The organism is Rhizobium ruizarguesonis (assembly GCF_012349115.1).
In the GTDB taxonomy this organism is placed as follows: Bacteria; Pseudomonadota; Alphaproteobacteria; order Rhizobiales; family Rhizobiaceae; genus Rhizobium; species Rhizobium ruizarguesonis.
Genome location: NZ_PQIG01000068.1, coordinates 97769 through 118286, shown reverse-complemented (window position 1 = coordinate 118286; position 20518 = coordinate 97769). Strand labels below are relative to the sequence as shown.

Here is a 20518-nt window from a genome sequence, read left to right as displayed (position 1 = left end):
TCTCGCTGTCTATGAAGATGCGGTTGACGCGGTTGCCCGTGGCCTTGTTGATGGTATTGAAGGTGATGCGCTCGCTAGTCGAGGCTGCCGTATAGAGAGCGACGCCGCAGCTTACCTCGCCGAACTTCAGAAAGCCTTTCCACTGCGCACGCTGTCCTGACGGCATGATAAATACTCCGAATCATTAATCCGCGACTCAAAGACGTGTCAGGGTGATTCGTTCCGACTCAAAACGAATCATTTTTCAATACTTTACGGAATTTCTCTCCCAAATTGATTCCGCCGTCTCCGCTGGTCGAATTGCGCCCGACAGTGGTGGAAAGCGCTGGAGATTGTTTAGTTCGAGAGTCACAACAACCGCCTTCCTCCAGCACCATGCCGGGCACCTCGCTTAGGGAATTCCGCAGCCGCTTCAAGCGCAGCATCATCATCCACTATCTTCCGGGAACCACCGGAATCGTTATGGGTTTCTACTGCGGACGTTCATTCGAAGGAGAAGCCCGATGGCACAGACACCGACATCCCGAGGCCGTGCACAGGATCGAGCCCGCGTGGCCGGCGGCCAGGATCACGAGGTCAACTACGAAGCAAAGAAAGAGGGCGTCTCGAAAGATGCTGTCAAGAAGGCCGTGAAGAGCGCTGGAAACTCACGGAAGAAGGTCGAGGCCGAGATTGGTCGCCGTTAGGCGGCCGAGCGGCGTTGCCCTGTCCACGGACGAGGCAGGTCCCCGTGGATCCTGTCTTTCCTGTAACGAAGCAGTCATAGCCACGCAGACCTGCCGCCTCCATGTCTGGGGTAACGCATGTCCAAATGCACACAGGAAGACCACCTGCTGATGTCGAAGGCGATCCGTGAATGGTATCGGTACTACGAGGTGGAGTGGGACGATCAAGCGTCCTCGTTTTTGTGTGATGCCGCCATCGAACTTTACAACGAGGGCTGTCGCTCGGTAGAGGAGATGGCGACCGTTCTGATCAGCACTTACGTCGGGCTGGCTGCAACGCGCGTAAACGCGCCTTCTTCCAGCTCAGTGCATTGACCGGCCAAATCAGATCGGGCTGAACTCGACGAATTCGCACAGCATGTGATCCGTCCGCGTCTTCTTCCAGTCGTGGACATATTCCCCTTCATCGATTGCCGAGCAGCTCACTCCAGGCGACACGGTACCGGATGGATTGGTCGCCGCTTTCCGAGCGATGTACCGCCAGAACCCGAGGTAGCGGACTGGTCCTTCTCGACACGAGAGAGTTGGGACGACACCGCATGGACTTCGGGCTGGGATGATACGACCCAAGCTCCACCATTGCCGCGCACTAACGTGCAGCCTAACCGCGCGAAAATCCGGCTGCTATTGCGAGCCCCATTGCTACTACGAAGACCACGACCATCGCGAACGCGGGTATGCGTATGCTCGGTCTATTGGCGTCTGGAGTCCTGTTCTTGAGGGTAGCGTCGTTGTCTTCCCCGGTGATTGACATCAGCGTCCAAACCGCCAATGCAGCGGCAAGGCCAAAGGCAACCCAGGAGAATTTCAACAGGCCGATGCCAGCTTGGAATTTCTCCGCGAAGGTAATTGTAAGTCCGATCATGCCCGTCGAGAGGGCTACGATCTGCTTCGTGGTCTCGGAAGCGGATTCGGTACCAGTCTGTGCCATATCGTCACGCTGTGCAAATCGGCCAGCATGGGCATAGCAACGCTCGTGCGCGCTCAAAGGTTTGCTCTCCGATTATTCCCGGCGGTCCGGGATGGAGTTGCTTGTTCGTTAGAGCTTCGAAGATCATCCGCTCGACCAAAAATTCGAAAGCGCCCTCGGTCTGGCGTAAGTATAGCTCTCGCTTCTCAGGCATGTTCTCCTGCTTGACGCGCTCGTTTATTGCCGACGCTGCGGTGCCTGCCGCTTGGCGCACATCACCCTCCGCGCCCGGCCCAAAATGGTAACCGAAGCGCTCTGCGTGGCGAGAAGCAAAACTGAATAGCCGCACTTGGATCGCGGAATCGGGCACCGACTCGACTGCTTGTAGGGAAAGAGTCATCACATTCTCCGCATGTCGAAAGAGAAGTCTCCATGGGCTGCAATTTATCTCACCGCGAAGACGGATACAACTATGGTTTGCAGAGTGTGCAATAATCAATTTGGTTGTACCGGAAGTAATCCGCGCCTTGAAACGGGTAATCCCCGATAGATTTCTTCTTCACTGACATTCCGCGCTTACCCGGCCTGGTAGCTCGGTTAGAGGACAACTGCTTTCAGGTTGTAGCCTGCAGCCAACCCACGTCACATTCGCTTTTGCTACTTCGTCTTGAAGAATAAGCATTCTGGGGGATTTCTAGCTCTACCGTTGCGCGATATTGTGATTTTTCACTTTACCACGCCAAGATCCGGGCAAGAACGATGTTACGATCCTCGGCGCTTCTCTTTTTCGCCGTGCTAGGCATTTCAGGGCTGCCGGCTGAGCCCTCTCGTGCCGAAATTAAAGTCATCGTCGGACCCCTGCTGGCCATTGGCGACTTCGACCTGGAAAAGAAAACCCGCAGATCGTTGAGCGGCGTTGCATGTCCTGTCGTGGTTGAAGGGAAGCACATCTGCCTTGTCGCTTTCGACGAAGGGGCCGAAGCCAGAACCATCGCCATCAACGAAGCCGAATACGAAGTTCGAAAGAAGTCGATCGACCTAGGCCCGGGCGATAGTGAAATGGATTCCGAAGCGGTCGCAGCCGACGGTGCCTTCTATTATGTCTCGGGTTCGCACGCCGACAAGAGAGACCCCTGCGAGGTAAACGGAGGAAGCCATCGACTTGTCAGGATCGCCTATGATCCAACGACCGGACTTCCACTGCGTAAGTCAAACGGAAAATTGAAAGACCTCGAGGACGGGTTCGACATCACGAAGGTACTCAGCGACGACCTGCGGGGATCGGTCGGGAAGTGCCTCGGCTCCGACGAGGGCGGTTTCGACATAGAAGGAATGGCTGCATTCGATGGCCGTCTTTACTTCGGTCTGCGGGGGCCGACGGCGCCAGACGAAACAGCGGCCGGAGGCGGAACTGTTGCTTATGTCTTCGAGGCGGGCACATCGCCATCGCTCGTCACTCAGGACGATGCCAGGGATCCTTTCCGTATTCGTGTGGCGAGCGGTAGGGCGATCCGCGACATGGCCTCGGTCGATGGAGGAATCCTTCTTCTTCTCGGCCCTGACGACGACAATCGTGATGTCGGCTGGTCGATCGCGTTGTGGAAGGTCGACGAGCAGGCTGATCGAAAGGCATCCGTGAATACCACCGACCTGGGGCCGCTCGATCTATCGGAAGCGAAGAGGGCGCAATGCGACAAGGAGGTCAAGCCGGAAGGCATGGCGGTTTTGACCAGCCGAGCGGAGGGATCCGGCGAAGTTTATCGACTGGCGATATTCTCCGACGGAATGTGCGACGGCGGACCTATGATCGTCGACGCTATCCTGTCTGCGGACTAACCCGAACCATAGCAACCAGCACGAAATTCGTGTTTATTCGCAAAGCACGTTTCCCGCCCGCCGCTCGGTCCGTCAGGGACCTCCTAAAGCGGTATTCAGAAGGTTGGCCAGCCTTGCCGCTGCGAGCGACACCTGCTGCTCGGAAATGCGTCTCGCGTTGGTTTCGTATTCACGTGTCAGCTCCGGCTTTTCGCCCTTCAGAACCGGGTCCGCATAGGCGTAGGCCTTCGCCAACTCGAAGCTCTCCTGCGCCCATGCCGCAGGGTCAGAAATGGCAGCCTTGTCGGCAGGTGGGGCAGGGGTCTTGGGAGTTGATACGACGACGCCATCAACCGTCCTGGTATCGAAGCCGTCGAACAAAGCGCCGAATACGGTCGAGTATCCGCCGAACTCGGAATCCCAATAGGCATGCAGATTTACAGACGTGCCGTTCGCCGGAATGACGTTGATCTCGTTGCCGCCACGGTCTCCGGTATCCGGCTCATGGTCGGCTTCATGGATCTTCGTGAACCTGTCGTCGAACAGCGTTACCGCGTGGAGCGGCTGGTGGACATCGCCGACTAGATGGAGGAGCCAGACGAGGTCGTAGGAACGTATGTCGTCTGACATGCCGGAGGATTTGGGAAGGGCGGCGCTGAACAGCTTGATCTGCGTCACCGCATCCACGGGATCGGGATCCGGAGGCTGCTTCCCATCGATCCGGAAGCCGATGTCCTTGAAGTGCCAATACCCGTGAATGAGAAGATCCTTGTAGCCGATGTTCCGGCCAGCCTGGGCAGTCTTGGGACCGTCCTTCGGCTTGTCGCTCGCCGTCTTGTAGGCGGCATATGTCTTGATGTCATCCGCCCAGGCCGCAGCCCGCACGAAGGTGTAACGGTCGACATCCACGGGCTGGTGGTCGGGAGCGTTGGGGATGGCGCGAATCCATTGCTGGTAGTCAGGATTCAGCCTGACCAGACGGTTGGACTCGGCCTTGGCGGCCGGGTTGATCTGGTCGTAGGCCATGGCAGCAATGCGCATGTGGCCTTCGTCCCACCATGCATAAGCCGCCGTTGACCACACTGCCGAAGAAATGACCACTAGCGTTCGCAGCATCTATGCCTCCCAAGGGAACGATTATTCATGGATATTTGATGAGTGCGCACTGGTGAACGGGTCCACGACGTCTACAACAGAGAAGCCCGATCACCGATGTCCTATGAGAATATTTCACGGTCACGGATTTTGACCGGATCCTTGTAGTCTTCAGCGAACCAGGGATCTTCGCCCGGGCCAGGAGGCTTCTTGAGAAGCAACTTCTTGTGCGCGGTGGCGGCATCCTTCTGCGCAAGCCGGAAGTGGTAGTGGTCAAAAATAGATATCGCTTCGATCGCGTAGGACGTGGTGACCCGCCTATCCTTGATCAGAAGCAAGTTCTCGCCATTAGAAGTGTCCGCGGCTTCCGAGAAATTATAGGAGCCGAGATAGACTCGAGCTGTCGGCTTGTCGAAATCGATGACGACGAACTTATGGTGCATCCTCACACCGCTACCGCCAGCAGCCTCCTTATGGAAAGGCTCGGGAAGATGTTCGGCCAACATCGCCGGACTTACTGGGCGAACGTCACCATCAGGCTTCTGAAGGTCGATACCGCCAACATCCTTGTCCGAGATTCCGTAGACGAACGTATCGTCCCTCTTGGTGACCGCGCTGAGAGCATCGCGGACGAGCCCCGGCGTCTGGTAGAGGAATGCAAGGGAATAAAGCAGGCTGGATTCCGTGGCATTTTCGATGTCATGGGCGATACTTGCTAGGAGTGCGTTCGACGCGGAATGCGGAGAAAATGCGACCTTGGCATCAATCCCTGCGAGGCCGAGGTCGCCCCAGGTTGCTGACGGCGTCGCGCCGAAGACCGATACGTCATCGGTTTGCCAATATTCGTTGAACGCGGATGAGTATCGATCGACCGAAGATTGTCCGGACAGGACAATCGCATTATTCGATTGAATGAAGAAGCCGCGCCAACTGAAATTAGTGGAGCCGCACACGACCTTTTTCACGGTCGGCCCGTCGACAACGATTGTCTTGTTGTGCTGCAGACCACCCATGTTCTGCCGCTTCACATTATTTGCACCTGCGCTTGCCTTGAGCCTTTCCGCAGCCTGGGATTCCGCTGACGTTGCAGGCTCGTGCTTGTCGCTGTCGTCAATGATCACGCGCAGGCGGCTCCCGATCGCTTCAAGACGCGTTAGAATATCAGGCTGATTCAGTTCGTATGCGACCACGCTGACGTGCGCTTGATCCGCAATCGCCTGATCTAGTGTCTCAAGAATGGCGTGTCGGGCTTCGAAACCCATCCACGCCAGGGCCTCTTTTGCCTGAGGATGGGTTGGAACGAACGACAATCCCTTTTCGATATCTCTAGGGATCAGCTCATCTATCCGGCCCGCCTTGGAAAACCTGTCCACGAATGCTTGCGAGGAGACGAATCCTCGGGTGAACGTGACGTTCAACTGTCCGGGGTAAGTCTCCCTTGCAAGCACTATGGACGCTTCCTGCGCTTCTCCGTAAGTCAGCTTTCCTTCGTCGTCCATGAACGCCGGGCGGACGCGATATGAGAACTCACCAGAGAGTTCCGGATTTTTCGGGAAGTGTACCCATCTGAATTTCTGGATAGGCGAGAGCAGAGTAGTCAGCGTCTCAGGGCGAACATTCCCTTGAGCATCGGGAAATCCAATCCGGTTCTTGACTGGATAGACTTCGCTCTTGCCCGGCTCCTTATAGTCGATCGTGAATCCAACAAAATTGAACGGCGGCAAACCGTCTTTCCAGTTCATCCCCAACAGGAGCATACCTTCGCCTCTGTGAAGCTTGAGCGAGAAGAGGGCTTTGTCATTCTGACCTGATACCTGAAATTCCCCTGCCATCGGTGCCTCCCTGTGAAGCGATCAATAAACCAGATGGCGACGCCATCAGTGCGTGACGCAGAGCTGTGCGAGGCCCGCTCTCGTAGGCGATTGCGAGAACTCGTCGAATTCGAAATGAAATGTGCCGGGGATACGAAGCCTGTAGGTGCCGAACTTGAAGTATGGCCCGGCCAGAGGGAAGTTGTCCTTCTTCTTCAAGGTCGCCCCGATATTGCCCTTGACCGAGACGATCTTCACTCCGTTCGCCCAGATATCGATCTCGCCGGAACGCCGAGGGCCGTATTCGTTGTCGGTACGGCCGGGCTTCACCCGGTAGATCATGTCGACCCAGCCTTTGCGCGGATCGGGCAGGGGGCGGTTCGCTTCCGGAATGATCTCGATATCCGCTTTGCCGATGTATTTTTCCGGCTCGGCGACAAACGAGAGCGACCGGAACTGGGACACAAGGTCTCCATCGTCGGGAAGGCCAAGGGCCTGGGACAGAGCCTTGGCGTCTGTATCCTTCGCCCCTGGACCCATGCCCTGCATGAGATTCTGGCTAAAGAACTGCTTCGAGACTTCCGGAGCGTTCCTGCTGATCAGGTCGAGCGACTGCAGGGACTTTATCGCGTTCACGTTCTGCTCGTTGAACTCGAGGTTTCCAAGAAGGTTCTGCGCGGCGAGAAGGGCGTCGGGATCCCCCTCTGCCTTGGCGATCACACGTCGGACATCGTTGTCCTGGACGGTGATATGGAAGACACCGTTGTCGAAGCGCTGGGCGATCATTGGGCTGCCGTCTCCCGGACCTTTCCATTGTCCGATGACGGATCTTGCGCTGCCTGCGGATGGGACGTCACCCGTGATCTTGAAGCTGAACGAGTACCAGACCTCGTCGCCGAATGTCGGCCACGCCTTCTTGACCGTTCGCAGCTCCGCCCTCTGGCAATCGTCCTCGCATTCGAGGCCGTCGTCGCCGTCTTTCGTGACGATGTCGATGGCAGCGCTCCCGCAACGACCCGGCTTCGTGAACTCGATTTGGCGCGAGAGAACCTGCTGCGTCGTCCATTTTGAGGCATCCAACTTCGACCCGTCGAAGTGGTCGTCCAGGTCAGCGGCACAAGCTGCACCGCCCAATGTCAACATGGCTGCGAAAAGGATTGATCTCATCTGCATCCCCCCAGATTAATGAGATGCAGAATTACTAGCACGTTCGCTATAAAGTTGAATATTGCGGCGACAGACTTTTTTCGGGTGTAAGTGCCGTCTCTTTGCCAACATCGTGCCTCCGGGGACGTGGCAGGCACTCTCGAGGACACCTTCTATCACTTCCTCGGTGTCCGGGCTTATCCCTCGTCTGGACGAAGTAACGTTCTGGCCTCGACACTATTTCTGCCGGAGGAGTTTCCCTTCACAGCGGTAGCTCACGCGATCCGAACCCGGATGTGCGCTCTAACTCCCCGCCCTCAGCAATGCCGCCGTCCGCCTTAGCCAGTCGGCGGGATCGTGGCGGTGATAGACCTGTTCCGACGGCTCGATGTTGTCCAGGAACCGCCGATAGATCACGGCCTGCCTGGCCGCGGCAATGGGCGCGAGGAGGCCGGCAGCGCGGGCGGGCTCGCAACCGGGCAGCCAGGCCAGCCATGCGCGAGCCCAGTGCTCCTTGATCGTCTCCACGTACTCGGATGCGACGCGGTCGAGAAATGCCGGCTGGTCTAGCATCGGGTGGCCGATCCCGCTGTCGCCCCAATCAAGTAGGGTAAGGGTTCGTTCTGTCCCGCGAAAATTGCCGGGATGAAGATCGCCGTGGACCAGCGTATCAGGTAATCCGCAGGACTCGAGCGCGGCAAAGCGGTTGGCGAGACCGCTGACGAAACGCTGGAGCAGCGCAAGCTCGTTCCGAGACAACTCTTCGCTTGCCCGCTCCGTCACATGGCCGATCGCGGCGATCAAAGCCGGGCCGCCCCAGTCCGGCAGTCCCATGGAGCGCAATTGATCAACGCGGCCAGTCCACGATGACTGCAGTTCAACTAGCAGGGTCACCATCTGGAGCAGTCGCGGCAACGGGGCCTCGTACATGTCCTCGCCAGCGACTTCTGCGAGCAGCATGCGTCCGCCGTCGTGGCCAAGCAGTTCCGGAACGGGACGGCCGGCCAATGCTGTGATGACGCGCGGCTCGTGCGCGAAGAATGGCGGCACGACTTTTAGCCATACAGTTTGGCGGGCGACAGGAATGCGCCAGATGCTGGATAGATTCCAGCTTCGGATCTGGACAGGCATCCCGGCGGGCGCCAAGCCATGCGCGGCTAGTATGCGGGTCGCCCAAGCGAGATCGGCGGCAGGCCCGCCGGGCTCAGCGTAGCTTTGGCGCAGCGGGTGGGGCTCGAGTCGCCCTGCCCAGACCTCGGTCGGAACGGGCTGTGCGACCTCGGCCAGATACGTGACTTCACCGCCGTGCGGTCGGTCGCGAACTGCCTCCAGCAGCCGCAGGATCGTGACATCGATCCCATGGTATTCGCGGACGGCCAGGACTACCGACTGCGCATCCTGCCACCAAGGAAGATCGACCGGGACCAGTGCCAGTCGGCCGATCACGGCACCCTCTGGCGTAACGAGAACCAGACGGGCGACACGCGGCGGCGGCTCCAATTGCTTCTCGCCGTCCATGGTTCCCCTACCGACTCCCCGAACACAAAAGCGGGATGATGTTGGCGCAATCCGGCCGTAGTGGCAACGAATCCTTACTACGACTCGTTCCGGTGTCTAGCTTTTCGATGCTCGCGCATCCGCGCTCCGTTGCATGACGCAGTTCGCTGCCGCAACATTGTCTCCGAGCATGCTCTTCCTGAACTGACGAGGATCCGACATGCTTGCTGAACTTCATATGATACCGGAATCCAACCCCGTCGACGCAGCTATGGCCTGGCACGGAGGGGATCCGCGCGCAACCATCGATGCTCTGCTCAAGGATCGCGAACGGCTGTGCGAACAGCTTGCAATCGCCCGGGCATGCATCAGCAAGGGCTATACGCGTGGTTGGCTGCCCGGCGCTGAATTCGAGGGATGATGACGATAACTGCGGAGACGAGCAGCATCCCGGGGTTCGTCGCAGAACTCGTAAGGGCGGCGAATGAAGTCGACCGCCTGACCGCGGGCGAAATCGAGAGCTTGTTGCTTCGTGCGATGATCACGGTGCGCGATCTGCGCGAGCAAGCTGGCATCCCTGGAAGTGGTACCGAACACGATGCGATCGTCCGGCTGGATATCGTGGCAAAAGGCGTCGTCACATTTTCCCAAGCGAATATCTCGGCAACCCTTCGCAACTCTCTGGATCATTGTTGACAGCGGGACCGTTGTGACCTTGAAGCCGTCGCGGTATACAACAGCGATCGTCCTTGATCGGGTTCCCATGCGATCCAGGCTAGTAGCCTCCCCGGGGCATGGGGGCGCCCCTGCGATTGATCGTTATCTGAAGAGCATGGCGTAGATGCCCTTGACGCGAGACCGGACGTTGAACGCTACCCTATTTCCCGCCCAGTTTCCAACTGTTCCCAGACGGGCAAGCTACGCCGTTGAAGCGCGTCATGCCATCGAGCGATTGCCGACTGGTTACAAAACCGCGACATCCGTCCGGCCCATCGTTACTGGCATCGATCTGTTCGATAACGCCCGCGCTGCCCGTCGATGGGTTGGCCCAAGCAAGCGCAGTTGCACCGACAGCACCGCGACCGACTGTATCTGCAATCACCGCTTGATCGGTCAAAGGCGTCTGGTGCTGGATTGCTGACTGGGCGAGGGGCGTCTCAAGCGGCTCGATATGCGAGCATGCCGTCAAAGCCGCGACGCTCATTGCCGAGATGAAGTGCTTCGGATTCATCGCTCGGATAAAGCGCTTTGCCTGTTGTGTTTCAAGTTACGAATAGTTCACATTCTGGCGAGGTCTGAAGAAGACGCGGTCGCTTGGTGACGGCGCGAACGTGTTCCCCAAAGTGCGTGGCCCACAGGCCTTCAATGAGCGTGGGCCCGGGATTCTTGAAAACGAGTTTGAAAAGGGTGCTCCGGATCAGGGGCAGACACCCTTTTCGTGCTGAGTTTTGCAGTCTCAGCGGAACGGAAATTAGCAGAGAGATTGCTGTCTTCCATCGGACCGAAGTCCGACGCACTCGCAATAATTCGTCGGGGCATTGGCCGCAACGCCGCGTCGTTCCTTGCTCTCGACCACGGATGTACTGGCGCTGGTGATTGAACGACGATGAGGAAGGTCGGTCCGAATTCGCCCCGGTCTCTTTTGTTCGTTTGTACCCTGGAGCCGAGCCGAGATCTTGCGACGGCAATTGGCGAGCATTGAAGATTTATCGAGGGGCCAATCCAGCCGAAGTCGGGAACCGACTAAGCACCGACATCAGGACTGGAACCACTTCCGAAGGGTGGCGAACAGACCGCGGGGTGGGGCTGGCTTTTCCGCAACAGCTATTGTTGCCTGCTCGTCGAATCCGGCAAGTTCCCACTGTGCGTCGCGCACTCCGGCCCAAGCCGTGATGGCATTGCTAAAGTCGTTCACGTTGTGGCTGCCTCTTTCGGTGAAGAGTCGGACGTGCTCGATTGCCAACTCGGCGTGATCAACAAACTTCCTGGAGGCTGCATTTGCCTCTCCACGGAGGCGGGCCACCGACCCAGCTCGTTGATAATCCTCGAGCAATCCAGCGGCCTCCCGCCACGCCCCACGATCGTAGCCTTCTCCGCTGCGAGGTCTGAAGCCTGCGGATAAGGTCACAACCAGGTCGTTGGCTACGGCAATCGCATCGATATTGTAACGGTCACGGGCTCTAGTGAGGCCGACTGCTTTCTCCAGCTCTTCCACCATGGCCTCCAGGCTGTCGTAATCCTTGACAGCTCCTGTTCTCGCGACGAGATCCTTGATCTCGATTACGTGCTTCGGCGGAAGGAAATCTATCCCGTCAGGAACGGCGATGTCCGCAAACGTCTTCCTCTTCAACACCATCCCCGTCCGTAGAACGAGGAAATATAGTTGGCGGTAGTCGGCGCTCGGACGGGACGAGGCGAAGCCGGCGAGCGAGTCCCTGATCTTTGCTTTCACGCTTTTGTCGAGGGTCACCTGCACCGCAATCTTGGCGTCGTGGTCAATGAGGTCGAATCCTTCCGTCCAAGGGTTTTGGATGTTCGGGTTTTGCAGCGCTGTCCAGTCATAGAGGACTTTCAGCACCGGAACGATTATGTCCTCGGCTGCGAGGGCTCGATCCGTGCGATTGATTGCTGATAGACTTGATCCCGCAACCGCATGCACCGACAGCGCCAGGCTGAGCCTGTCTGCAAGTTCAATTATGCTCACTTCAATGTCCTTCACGAGAGGCTTGCTCGCTGTGCGGTTTGAGCTCGCGACCGTCAATGCGCGATTGGGCCTGCAGTTAATGGCGGCTGAACAAAATTGGCGTCGCGGTCGACGGTTCAGTCGCTCACACTAACTTCATTGATCTGCCGAACTACACGGCCTACGCCGAAACTTGCGCATCGGTCGGTCCCGTGTTCTGGGCCAGCCGCATTCTCGGCTGCGGTGCGAACCGCCGCTATGCGGATGTGATGGAGCAGGCGCTGTACAATGGAGCACTCACGGGTCTCGCTCTCGACAGGAAGACCTTCTTCCACGACAATCGCTCGAGAGCGCGGGCAAGCATCACCGGAGGGTGTGGCATCGCTGCCCCTGCTGCCCGCCGGACATGACACTGGCTGCTGACTATGTTTCCGCTATCACTCTGAAACTCCCGGATCGGAGGTTTCAGCAAACCAGTATCCGGTGGGCAGGTGCTGGAACTCTTTGGCATCCCACATCACCTTGCTGATCCGTTTGCCGGGGTCCTTGACATCCAGTGTGATCCCTTTTGCAGCGAGGCCAGAAAGTATCTCGGCGCGCGAGAGGGGTTTTTGTTGCTCCAAAAGCAGTTGGGTGACCTGCTTGCGCAGCATGTGGGCGGTGCTGCCCATATGAACTCTTCGGGCGACAACGGGGGCGTCTGTATTGAGCGGCAGCGACGTGGGTTGCGGGCCGGTGAGGGCGTTTAAAGCTGCTCGATAGCGTCTCATCCTTGCCGTGCATTCATCGATCTGCCGCTGCTCCGCCTCGATTGCCGTCTTGATGCGCTCGACTACACCATGATCGACATTTTCGCTCGGATTTTCCAGGTTCATTTTACTGACCCCAATATTCATGTTCGTACCCCAAGAAGACTATTCTCAAGCGACGAGAATCGCGCTAACTGTAGTTCAACGAGTTGGAACCCACCAGTCGCCCGCCGGTTTCGCAGTAGGTGTTTATGGTCGTGTTCCGAAGCAGTTAGTTAATTTTAACATCAGTCTAACCTCGAAACTAGGGTTGAGAACCCTCGTCGCGATCGATTTGGTTTGTCTAAGCGTTCGTAGATCAGAGTCGGCATCCTCGATCTCCGTGACCCGCTTCCTGAAAGGGGCAGCGGCAGTCGGAAGTCACGTGCCTCCATAATTGGCTTCTGAACTCGAACTCAACAAAGACAAGGAGTTACTGCCAGGCCTGCCTCAATACTAATCCCCGGGAGATCCCCGGGCGTTTGAACTCTCAGGTGAGGGCTCGGGTCAGTGCGTCGAACAAAAGCTGTGAATGGTGCAAGGGCATCCACACGAATCCTTGGAACCGCACCCTCATTTGAACCCCGGCGAAGGGAAAAGACATGCGTCCTAGCGTAGGTGCCTAACGATGCAGACGATGACGATCGAGGAGATTGAGTTGCTCGCCTTCGATGACGTTTCCTTCCTTGTAAAGGCATAACCGGTAGCGGGCGAGCTGCGGGTTCCCAAACAGTAAACGTCTTCTGACGTGCGGGCAACAGAATTCAAGGATTCGAGGCCGCCGACGCTGTTCCCGACTGCGGCGAGCCCTCGGCTCGTCAACTGAATCCTTTGTTTGTGTCGATCGGTTCAAGATTAGCTCATCTAGGACTCCGTTTAAATTCAAGTTCGTACCCTAGTATGATCGCGTGCGGTGTTCTGAATCTCCGGAGGTTCGACTCAGTCTTTGCGCAAGGAGGGAACATGGCAGTGTCCTGCAATTTCGATCCATCAAAAGGGGATCAAGCCGGGGCATTGTGAAAGTTCATTGAAGGACACCGAACCCCTGGTGTGCGCAAGCGATACAGGGCCGCCAACCAGTGAGGGCCTAGAACAGACTAGGCCGTCCTTGGCGGGGCAGGTTTGACACACGCAGTGGCGCTTCCGCCGCAGAGGGCCGGGTCTCTCAGGCAGAGCCAATCCCTAGGCCAATTCCAAACTTACGCTAGTGCCGCGGTCGAGGGATTAACCGTTAACATCGTTGAGGAGCTGAGATGGATACGCGCATAGAAAGGGTAAGGATCGATTGGGGTGATGATTGCTGGATGTACCGCGCCACGGACGGAGGTCCAATTCGCTTTGGGGCTAACGGCCGGAAGAGGAACACCACGCACATCTACAATTCGGCGAAGGTGGCGAACCATATCCTGCCAGCGGAGTCCGACGCGGAATTTCAGGTGATGCAACTGTTAGACCTGTCTACGAGCGTGCTGACTTATATGGCGCAGCCTCACACGCTCCTGTTCCCGAGACTACGGCGCCGGGGCAAATGGCGGTACACGAGCGACCTAGAAGTGCTCGTGCCACGCTGGTTCGTTCGCCAGCTCGAAGACGGTGTTCCGTTTGCAGTCGCTGCTCTGAAGATGCCGCAGCGCCGCGCAGCGGCTGACGATCTCGTCAGATTGGTCTTGGAGGTGAAGGGGGCCTCGAGGTACGCGGATCTGTGCCGCCGTGGGAATGATCCGGAAGATATCGCCAGGTCACAGAAGCGGGCAGATGAAAAGAAGGACTATGAGGCCAAGCTTCAGCGTGCGAACGAAATCTACCGGGCGCACGGCTACTTCTTCCATGTGGTGGAGGAAATGAAAGACCTCCGGCCCTTCGATCTCCGGCACCTGCCCAGCGTCCTGATGGACGACACTGCTAAAATCCCGCGACGGTTGTCGGAAGTTGCCTGGAGATATCTCCAGCGCTGTGACGGAGTGGCAACCTATGGCGAAATGATTGACGTGCTAGGCGGTGGTCCAACGGGACGCGAAGCCGCAAACTGCCTTCATGCCAAAGGGCACATCTGGATCGACCTATCCCAGAACCCGCGACCTCTCACGAGGGTTGCCATGCCCCCGCTGTTGGGTAGCCGACAGAACCTTCTGGCAATGATGGCCCATGCGGAGGCGTAGTATGGCCGAAGCGGCAGCTCGGAACAAACGTTCACTCAAGCTCGCACGCGAATGCCTCGAGCCGACGTGTGCCGTCTCAAACGTTGGCGGTCAACCCGTGTTCGAGAGGACTATCGGGGTTTCCTTTTGGCATCTGCAGTGTGACACCGAAATCTGCATGGGCTGCTTGCGGAATGCCATATTGAGGCGCTGCTATAGCGAGGAAGCATAGATGCTTCGTCCAATCGACGCCAACCCCGGCGAGACGTATTATTTCAAGACCAGGTCGGAAAGCTTTACCGCGACATTCGTCAAGACGAAGCCGAACGGCGATCTTGTTTTCAACAAGACGGACAAAGGCGGTCGCTGGTATATTGACCGCAAGAGCTACCTTTTCATGCGATGCCGGGGTGGGGCCGTGAGGGTCACCGCGGAAGATCAACAGTCCATCGAACCGTTCACCGTAGAGCCGGGTGCGTTCGAGCGAATTATGCCCGGCGACACAAAGCAGGTCCGAGCCCGTAAAACGCGATACTTCAAGGCTACCGTGCAGCACTACTATGTGACCTGCATGGACGAGTATTCTATTTCGGCGTCGCATCCTGCACTAAAGACGTTCTTCAAAGAACACTATGAGACGCACAAAAAATTCTTTGGAGAGAACACAAAGGTACCCGGCAGCTCAACCTTAATCATGCTCGCAAGAGAGTGCGGCGAGAAACATTTCCGACCTTTTGGCTGCTTTCTGAACGAAAGTGGCGGTGATCGGACGTCGGGGAAGTGGAACGACTTCGTCCGCATACTCCGGGTGGCGATGGTCACGTGGTACTGGAGTGAACATGCTCCGACCTTTGGCGCGGTCAAGGCTTGGTTTAACGGCGAAATCGCAAAGGAGCGCGAGCGACGACTTGCACTGGCGGCAGGGGATACTGTCGGAGACGAGATGCGTCGGCTCTCTGCTGAGCGCGGGACGTCGCCAGAATATGTGCCGAGGCTAGGCGACCTATCTGTTCCCGGCGATGAAGCTGATGCCGGATTCGATAGACCTTGTGATGGCACCCTGCGCAACTGGATCGATCGCGAAGCCGGTCTTGAGAATATCGCCAGACGTGAGGGTAGAACGGTCGCCAACAGGCAGCTTGAAGCTGTCAGCCACCACGTCCAGACCCTTAGGCCGCTGGAATGCACCGTCATGGACCACACGCAGATCGATCTGCATGTTATAGTCTTGGATGCAAACGGGAAGGTTGTGGGAGAGACCTTCCGGCCGTGGTTGATCATCATCATGGACGTGCATACCCGGATGGTCCTTGCTGCCAGGTTATCTATCGAGGCACCGTCGCTTTTCACGCTTTACGGTGGGCTGAAGGAAAGCCTGAAGCCAAAGGAATTCTTAGAGCATCTCAATTTGGAGGAGGCGTACTACTGGTCCCTAGACGGGTTTGGCAAATTCAGGAGAATGCTGGTCGATAACGATTTAGCTAACGTAGGTCGTTCTTTGAGAGCGACGGCGTCCAGCGCAGGCCTCAATGTATCCTTCGCCCCGGTTAAAACACCAACTTATAAGGCAATTGTCGAGCGGTTCTTCAAAACATTAAACACAAAGCTCTGGCATGAAGCAGATGGTGGCGTGCCAGAAAAACCTGGCGTCTCCGACAAGGATCCCCGCGAAAAAGCCCGCTTCACGCTGATGCGGGCACAGGAGATACTCTGGGAGTACATCATCATGGACTACCATCTTGATGTGCACGATGAGTTGGGCATCCCGCCGGCCTTGCAGTGGAAGAATTCCTTCAAGGATTACAAAAGGCCCTTGGTGGACGACATGAATGTCATCGAGAACGCCTTCGGACGGTCCGCCATCCGGACTCTAACAACATCCGGGATCGAATATAGGAACGAGGTTTTCTGGCATCCGGAGCTGGTCACGCTTGTGCTGAACGATCTGTGCCACCTCTCCGACAATCCGAGAGGAACACGAGCAAAGAACAACTCGCGTAGCGTACTGGTCGAAGTTGTCGAACACAGCGATAGAACCAGGATCGGCATCTACAATCCGGCGCGAGGCGAATACGTCGTTATCCCGAATGCCGATCCCGAGCACACCGGGTCCTACGAAGACAACGTGGAAGAGCGGCGTAAGAAGAACGAAGCGACAGAGGAATTCTTCTCAAGGAACAAGCACGCCATGAATCGTGCCGCGATCGTGGCAAGTCTTACCGAGGGGCCGACGCCAGTCGTCGATATGTCGCCTACCTCGCCGAGCTCTGGGCAACCGGTCTCCAACGGGAATGACGGCCGGAGTTCCCCGCACGAACTGCCTATCCACAAGCGTGATCAGATCGTCATTCAGAGGCCAGGTCAGAGTAGAGGCAAGAGGGCTGCTTCAAAGAAGGCCGACAAGCGGCAAAGGGATGTAGTGTACTCCGTCGAGAACGATCCGCTCTCCATGGCGCTGGTTCCGGATACCAGGGAGGCTGCCGAGAACCTCATTCCGGCGCCCGCGCCTTCGAGATTCAAGGTTGCAGACAAGGAATCATACTTTGAGCGAATGAAGCGTGAACTGAAAGTGTCACGTGATTGATCATGTTTTCGGATGCAGATCGCGTCCTCACCATTGGAGGCTTTGTGATGACTGGACGGGTTTCAAACGGGGTAATTCGCTTGCTTTTCAAGGAATGGATTGTGGTCCATGCGAAGGCTGAAGCAGCGATGGATTTTTTGGACGAGCTAAGGGAAGCACGACGAGATTCGCGGTGGGATACCGAAGCAACTGGTGCTTCCCTGTTTTCTGCGTCGCACTGCGGAAAGTCGCACATCATCAACAAAATATACTTCTCTCACAGGGTCCTTCCTGAGCTTCGGAAAGATGGGATTTTCCATAACAGCGTTTGCGACGGTGACGTGAAGAAGCTTCAACGGAAGTTCCTTTATGTGAAAGTGCCAGAAAAACCTAACTTAGGGGACTTCGGCACGAATTTGCTTAGGGCGTTGCACGATCCTTTCTACAAAAAGCGGGAGAACGTTCTGGATCGGATCCGCCGAGCCGAGGATATCATGAACAATCCGGACAGCTTCACGGAACTCCTTGCTCTCGATAATTTTGATCAACTGTCCAAGAAGAGTGACAGAGAGACTATGAAGGACGCCTCTGAGGTCCAAGACGTTGTGAAGACCATGATCGAAAACGGAATACCAATTGTTTTCACAGGTTTGTACAGTGCGCATACGGCACTGGACAACATGCAAATCAACAACAGGGTGATGGAGCTCGACATCATGCCTTTTAGATTTGAGAAAGATCTCGAGGAGTTCTGTAAGTATGTCACAGGTATCGAGTTACTGATGGTCGATCATCGCATATTCGATGAGCCAAGCGGACTATACGAAGATAGTATAATAATACGATTATACTATGCGTCGCAAGGGCGCATCGGTGTTCTATCGAACATTATTAGAGATGCGGCGCGACTTGCCTCAACTGGAAAGTGCCACCGGATCGAAAACAGTCACCTTCAGAAGGCGGTGAACGATTATCCTCTTAAGAAAGGGATATGCGACTACAACCCATTCTTGATTAGCAACGACAGGAAGATTGAAATTGACTGCCGCAAAAGAGTGGCCGCTGACGAGAAGTTCTACGGCGAGAAATACATGGAGCACTTTCAATAATGTCGTTGTGGAGACGAGATGGTGCGGAATGCTCCGACAGGGACTTTTGGTTGAGGCGCTTATCGCTTCTGGGGAAGGTACTGCCAGTAGCGACGGATCTTCGACCGGGAGAGCACCTTCAGGGAGTGGTCCTTCGTTCGGCAGCGAGCAACGGACTTCTCAATACAGATCCGATAGTTGAACTCGCCGGAACTTCTACGTTCCGAAGGCTCTCGGCGTTTACCGCACTAGAGGACAGCGCCGAAATTGAAAGGTTGGTGGATGTCTTAGGCATTAGGTCGGATTCGGAGCGCTTACTCGAAGTGTTGAAAGCTCCAGGTCCCCGAACAAGGGAGCATGTATCTTTCTTTGGACATGCGGTCCGGCGCGTTCACATTTCGCCCTATCGACGGGTTTCTCCCCGGGCTCTCGCGGTCGAAAGCTATCAGAGGGCAATTTGGTCCCTACGGCCTTTCGAATTTGATCCAGACACCCGGGAGATGCTTTTGTCTCATTGTCCAGTATGCGAGATGGCGCTTGGGTGGACCAAAACTGCGGGCCTCGTCTATTGCGAGTGGTGTCCGCGTCGATCAGTTGATCTACGTGAGTTTCCCCAACAGCTCGTACAGCCGGAGGACGGAGAGGCGCTTGATTTTGTTGGAGACCTCGTCAACCCGGAAGTGACTGATATCGAATTCTCCAAATGGAAATCGTCAGCCCTTGGCAACGTGTCCCGCGGCGACTTGTTTCAGCTCGTCGTCAAGACTGCTTCAGAATCCCAACGAGCAGAATCTGGAAGCTATTCAAGTGCAATCCAGTTCAAACATCTCGAGCGAGCGGGAAGGGCGATTCTCGGATGGCCAAAGTCGTTCGTTGCGCTCGCTGAGACGATCGTTCCAAAGCAGGGAAAAGCCGGCGCTAGTCTGAAAGAACAGTCTCTTTGGCGCCTTGGACATGATCCGACCTTGAATGCAGATGTTCGGCGGCAAATCAAGGCGATGCACCGCACCAGCCGCAATCGCAGCGTTGCCACGCATTCCTATGCTCGTGTCGATGGAAGATCACTCCCATCCGTCTCTCATCCCCACGCTCCCTTGCGGTCGCCGCAAGTAGAGTTGCAACGTCTCATAGGAGATTATCCCTTTCGTTACCTAGAGGGCGACATTGAGACCAAGATAAAAGTTTTGCGCAACATTCACGAAGTCCAGGCCATGTCGTTGTCATTGGGTTTGCCTGTATTCGACCTATATGAACTCTATACGGAAGGCCTCCTTCCTGAGCTTCAAGCGAATCTCACCGATTGCGGGTTCCCGGAGCCTTCGCATCAGGCGGAAGTAAGCGCTCTGGAAGTGATTGACGCTATTCCATCTAGAGGTTCGCCATGCGGTGCGAACGTCGCATCCTTGCGTTTCGCCATGGACCTGCAACTAGCTGTACCCTGGTCCAGTATTTTCACCGCGATCTCGAACGGGAAAATTACCATGTCTCGTGGTCGGCCTAGTAGGCGCGGAACCGTGCACGACCTCTATCCCGACGACTTCGCAACAGTAGCTAGTGTCCTGGACGATCCCCGAAACCAGTATCTGCCTTCGAGTCTGTCTCTGACGCAGAGCGAACTCGCCATGTCGATGGGAAAATCTATATCGATGGCCGCCAGGTTTGTGAAACTCACGGGTATCGCGAATGGGCTGACACTCGGCCGGATCCGCGAAGAACGTCAGAAATGGATCACGAGTTTCGAATTGCGAATACTATCGCAGCGTCGTGAAATCGAGTCAGTTGAAATGATAAAGGTTCTTCACGGCGCGAATGTGCCCTACAGAGATCTGAAAGGCATTTTCCTTTGGGCGAGAGCAGACGCCATGGAACGCCTTAGACTTCAGTGCAGCGAAGCGTAGATCCGCCGCGTAGAGTCCTGGAGCATGATGCTCCGGGGCTATCGAATGGTGCGCCGCGTTTCCAGGGAGGAGCGACTGCGGATCCCATCTGTCTGCCCAACGTGGATGCCGATCTCGACCCCGAGCGACGAGCAGTCCGTTCTGACACGCCAAAGAAGTTTGGATGAATCGCCAGTTAAGAATTCGGAGCGCTATCGGTGTCGCGGAATGAGTTGTCACCATCCCGGCGGTCACCCTAAGTTGAAGGACGCAGCCGAAAGTTCCCAGTTGTCGCTCCCGGAAGGTTCCCTCGGCGCCAGGGGGGTCACGCCTCCAGCACGTCGATTGAGCTGGGTAACCCATTCTTCTCTCTGAACGGACT

General features: G+C 56.5%; 19 protein-coding genes and 1 pseudogene. 10 read left to right on the top strand and 10 right to left on the bottom strand.

The window, feature by feature from the left end; all coding sequences use genetic code 11:
- Both C3Y91_RS37850 and C3Y91_RS11275 read right to left on the bottom strand, forming a co-directional pair.
- The coding region (locus tag C3Y91_RS37850) for a Ku protein (RefSeq protein WP_343227716.1) at positions 1 to 166 on the bottom strand (166 nt) is incomplete at its 3' end.
- Between the two features lie 61 nt (positions 167 to 227).
- Positions 228 to 431: a hypothetical protein gene (locus C3Y91_RS11275; protein ID WP_168575311.1), complete on the bottom strand. Its 204-nt coding sequence runs from the start codon at positions 429 to 431 to the stop codon at positions 228 to 230.
- A gap of 72 nt (positions 432 to 503) precedes the next feature.
- Between C3Y91_RS11275 and C3Y91_RS11270 the strand changes: the two genes are divergently transcribed.
- The gene (locus C3Y91_RS11270; protein ID WP_168575310.1) at positions 504 to 686 is read left to right on the top strand and encodes a DUF3606 domain-containing protein; all 183 of its coding nucleotides are present in this window, start codon (positions 504 to 506) and stop codon (positions 684 to 686) included.
- 117 nt (positions 687 to 803) lie between these two features.
- The gene (locus C3Y91_RS11265) at positions 804 to 1040 is read left to right on the top strand and encodes a hypothetical protein (RefSeq protein ID WP_168575309.1); all 237 of its coding nucleotides are present in this window, start codon (positions 804 to 806) and stop codon (positions 1038 to 1040) included.
- 286 nt (positions 1041 to 1326) lie between these two features.
- Here C3Y91_RS11265 and C3Y91_RS11260 read toward each other — a convergent pair whose 3' ends face one another.
- The gene (locus C3Y91_RS11260) at positions 1327 to 1713 is read right to left on the bottom strand and encodes a hypothetical protein (RefSeq protein WP_168575308.1); all 387 of its coding nucleotides are present in this window, start codon (positions 1711 to 1713) and stop codon (positions 1327 to 1329) included.
- A gap of 681 nt (positions 1714 to 2394) precedes the next feature.
- Here C3Y91_RS11260 and C3Y91_RS11255 point away from each other — a divergent pair.
- Complete coding sequence (locus C3Y91_RS11255) at positions 2395 to 3471, top strand: DUF3616 domain-containing protein (protein ID WP_168575307.1); 1077 nt, start codon at positions 2395 to 2397, stop codon at positions 3469 to 3471.
- Positions 3472 to 3543: 72 nt separating this feature from the next.
- Here C3Y91_RS11255 and C3Y91_RS11250 read toward each other — a convergent pair whose 3' ends face one another.
- The 4 genes from C3Y91_RS11250 to C3Y91_RS11235 all read right to left on the bottom strand — a co-directional run bounded on the left by C3Y91_RS11250 (position 3544) and on the right by C3Y91_RS11235 (position 9020).
- Entirely contained in the window at positions 3544 to 4566 is a 1023-nt protein-coding gene (locus C3Y91_RS11250; RefSeq protein WP_168575306.1) for a S1/P1 nuclease, read from the bottom strand.
- A gap of 101 nt (positions 4567 to 4667) precedes the next feature.
- The gene (locus tag C3Y91_RS11245; RefSeq protein ID WP_168575305.1) at positions 4668 to 6377 is read right to left on the bottom strand and encodes a phospholipase D-like domain-containing protein; all 1710 of its coding nucleotides are present in this window, start codon (positions 6375 to 6377) and stop codon (positions 4668 to 4670) included.
- A gap of 45 nt (positions 6378 to 6422) precedes the next feature.
- Complete coding sequence (locus C3Y91_RS11240) at positions 6423 to 7523, bottom strand: heparin lyase I family protein (protein WP_168575304.1); 1101 nt, start codon at positions 7521 to 7523, stop codon at positions 6423 to 6425.
- A gap of 282 nt (positions 7524 to 7805) precedes the next feature.
- A complete protein-coding gene (locus C3Y91_RS11235; RefSeq protein ID WP_168575303.1) occupies positions 7806 to 9020 on the bottom strand; it encodes a phosphotransferase family protein in 1215 nt (404 codons plus the stop codon).
- Positions 9021 to 9219: 199 nt separating this feature from the next.
- On the opposite strand from C3Y91_RS11235, the gene C3Y91_RS11230 reads away from it, so the two are divergent.
- Both C3Y91_RS11230 and C3Y91_RS11225 read left to right on the top strand, forming a co-directional pair.
- On the top strand, positions 9220 to 9420 hold the full coding sequence (locus C3Y91_RS11230) for a dehydrogenase (protein WP_246780189.1): 201 nt from the start codon (positions 9220 to 9222) through the stop codon (positions 9418 to 9420).
- Positions 9420 to 9695 (top strand): hypothetical protein, encoded by a 276-nt coding sequence (locus tag C3Y91_RS11225; protein WP_246780188.1) that lies wholly within the window; start codon positions 9420 to 9422, stop codon positions 9693 to 9695. Before C3Y91_RS11230 ends, C3Y91_RS11225 begins: the two co-directional genes overlap by 1 nt.
- A 181-nt stretch (positions 9696 to 9876) precedes the next feature.
- Here the strand turns inward: C3Y91_RS11225 and C3Y91_RS11220 are convergent, their stop codons facing one another.
- Both C3Y91_RS11220 and C3Y91_RS11215 read right to left on the bottom strand, forming a co-directional pair.
- A complete protein-coding gene (locus tag C3Y91_RS11220) occupies positions 9877 to 10230 on the bottom strand; it encodes an RT0821/Lpp0805 family surface protein (protein WP_168575302.1) in 354 nt (117 codons plus the stop codon).
- Positions 10231 to 10755: 525 nt separating this feature from the next.
- The gene (locus C3Y91_RS11215; protein ID WP_168575301.1) at positions 10756 to 11718 is read right to left on the bottom strand and encodes an SMEK domain-containing protein; all 963 of its coding nucleotides are present in this window, start codon (positions 11716 to 11718) and stop codon (positions 10756 to 10758) included.
- A gap of 113 nt (positions 11719 to 11831) precedes the next feature.
- On the opposite strand from C3Y91_RS11215, the pseudogene C3Y91_RS11210 reads away from it, so the two are divergent.
- Positions 11832 to 12091: pseudogene (locus tag C3Y91_RS11210) on the top strand (beta-L-arabinofuranosidase domain-containing protein); the annotation flags it as partial.
- A 28-nt stretch (positions 12092 to 12119) separates the two neighbouring features.
- Here the strand turns inward: C3Y91_RS11210 and C3Y91_RS11205 are convergent.
- A complete protein-coding gene (locus tag C3Y91_RS11205; RefSeq protein ID WP_168575300.1) occupies positions 12120 to 12578 on the bottom strand; it encodes a hypothetical protein in 459 nt (152 codons plus the stop codon).
- Between the two features lie 1145 nt (positions 12579 to 13723).
- Between C3Y91_RS11205 and C3Y91_RS11200 the strand changes: the two genes are divergently transcribed.
- The 4 genes from C3Y91_RS11200 (at position 13724) to C3Y91_RS11185 (ending at position 20157) form a co-directional block, all read left to right on the top strand.
- Positions 13724 to 14629, top strand: a complete 906-nt coding sequence (locus tag C3Y91_RS11200) for a hypothetical protein (protein WP_168575299.1) — start codon at positions 13724 to 13726, stop codon at positions 14627 to 14629.
- A gap of 211 nt (positions 14630 to 14840) precedes the next feature.
- Positions 14841 to 17192 carry a TnsB C-terminal domain-containing protein gene (locus C3Y91_RS11195; RefSeq protein WP_168575298.1) on the top strand — a complete coding sequence of 784 codons (2352 nt, stop codon included), beginning with the start codon at positions 14841 to 14843 and terminating at the stop codon, positions 17190 to 17192.
- Between the two features lie 47 nt (positions 17193 to 17239).
- The gene (locus tag C3Y91_RS11190) at positions 17240 to 18280 is read left to right on the top strand and encodes a TniB family NTP-binding protein (protein WP_168575297.1); all 1041 of its coding nucleotides are present in this window, start codon (positions 17240 to 17242) and stop codon (positions 18278 to 18280) included.
- Between the two features lie 509 nt (positions 18281 to 18789).
- Positions 18790 to 20157: a hypothetical protein gene (locus tag C3Y91_RS11185; RefSeq protein ID WP_168575296.1), complete on the top strand. Its 1368-nt coding sequence runs from the start codon at positions 18790 to 18792 to the stop codon at positions 20155 to 20157.
- The last annotated feature ends 361 nt before the right edge of the window (positions 20158 to 20518 follow it).